This is a genomic window from Blautia sp. OM07-19 (assembly GCF_003481595.1).
Taxonomy (GTDB): Bacteria; Bacillota; Clostridia; order Lachnospirales; family Lachnospiraceae; genus Blautia_A; species Blautia_A intestinihominis.
The window spans coordinates 16,029-17,444 of the sequence record NZ_QULA01000050.1 but is presented as its reverse complement, the minus strand read 5'-3'; the positions used below and the strand labels follow the sequence as shown (position 1 = coordinate 17,444).

Annotated in this window: 1 protein-coding gene; it reads left to right on the top strand. The window is 43.7% G+C overall.

Features of this window, described 5'->3' with window-relative positions:
• Positions 1–175 precede the first annotated feature (175 nt).
• A partial coding sequence (locus tag DXC01_RS18785) for a transposase (RefSeq protein ID WP_243111673.1) occupies positions 176–1,416 on the top strand: 1,241 nt, incomplete at its 3' end.

The window sequence follows — 1,416 nt, the reverse complement described above, 5'->3', positions numbered from 1 at the left end:
TTGAATAACTGCGCGCCGCATTCTCGTTACTTCCAGTGATGAGTTAGGCGCGCAAATTTTTTACAAAAAAACATAAAAGGGAGTTTTATTGGACCTAAAAAGAGTTATAATAGAATAGGAAGGAACAAATAGGACTTATTTATGCCAGTACAAGTCAGAAAGGCAGGAAGCAACTGTGAAGATAATATCCAGCTATGGCGTAGAATTACGAAAACAGAATATCCCGATTCGTCAGACACTGGATGTTTACAGGGCTGCAGTCAGCTATCTGACAGAGGTCTATGCACAGGTATGGGAAGAGCTGGAAAGGATCCCGGGAACAAAGAAACGTTTCAATGAAGCAGAACACCTGATACATACAACGAAAAAGAATCAGGCTCGTTTTGATTTTGATATTCGATTTCCAAAGATGCCCTCCTATCTGAGAAGGGCATCTATCCAGAATGCCCTGGGAAGTGTGTCTTCTTACAAAACCCGACTGGGTTTGTGGGAGAAAACAGACCGGTTAGAAGGAAAACCGAGACTTGTATATGAGAACCATGCTATGCCGGTTTTTTACCGTGATGTGATGTACCGGGAGGATGAAGGCGGGAAGGACGCTGCTTATCTGAAATTATATGATGGACATGACTGGAAGTGGTTCCATGTACGGTTGAGTCATACCGACATGGAGTATCTGAGAAAGAACTGGTCCGGGAAAAAGGCATCTGCCCCGACACTGGAGAAAAGGCACAGGAAATATTTTCTGCGTTTTTCTTATACAGAAGATGTGATACTTGCGAAAATACCAGCCAAAGAACAGATCATCTGCAGTGTGGATCTGGGAATCAATACCGATGCAGTCTGTACCATTATGCGGTCGGATGGAACTGTCCTGGGAAGAAAGTTTATCAACTTCCACAGTGAAAAAGACCGGATGTACCGTGTGCTGGGACGGATACGGAGATTCCAGAGAGAACATGGATCTGTACAGGCAAAGAGCAGATGGGCTTATGCAAAACGCCTGAATATAGAACTGGGCAGGAAGATTGCAGGAGCAGTTACAAAATATGCAAAAGAGAACCATGCAGATATAATTGTCTTCGAATACCTGGAGATAAAAGGAAAGATATCCGGGAAAAAGAAACAGAAACTGCATCTGTGGAGAAAACGGGATATCCAGAAACGCTGTGAACATCAGGCACACAGAAACAGAATGCGGATATCGAGGATCTGTGCATGGAATACCAGCAGGCTTGCGTATGATGGAACCGGAACAGTTATCCGTGATCCGGGAAACCACAGCCTGTGTGTATTCCAGACAGGAAAACGATATAATTGTGACTTATCAGCATCGTACAATATTGGAGCAAGATACTTTATCAGAGAACTTTTAAAACCCCTTCCGGTAACGGAAAGGTCTTTGCTGGAGGCAAA